Raw genomic sequence first — 233 nt, 5'->3', positions numbered from 1 at the left:
AACGGCGCGAGGGTGCGATCGTCAGACATGGCCGGCGCCCAGCACGTCCTTCTGCAACTGCACGAGCTGGCCGATCCCGCTTTGCGCGAGGTCGAGCAGCGCGTTCATCTCGGCGCGCGAGAACGGCACGCCTTCGGCGGTGCCCTGGACTTCGACGAAGCCGCCGGCGCCCGTCATCACGACGTTCATGTCGGTGTCGCAGCGCGAATCTTCCGCGTAGTCGAGGTCGAGCA

General features: G+C 67.4%; 1 pseudogene. It reads right to left on the bottom strand.

The window, feature by feature from the left end:
- Positions 1–21: 21 nt before the first annotated feature.
- A pseudogene (locus tag R0J88_RS23775) lies at positions 22–233 on the bottom strand (ribonuclease PH); the annotation flags it as partial.

This window comes from Pseudoalteromonas sp. SIMBA_162 (genome assembly GCF_046535955.1).
Lineage (GTDB): Bacteria > Pseudomonadota > Gammaproteobacteria > Enterobacterales > Alteromonadaceae > Pseudoalteromonas > Pseudoalteromonas marina.
Note: the sequence above shows the minus strand (reverse complement) of the source record. Positions and strands in the feature narration are given on the sequence as shown.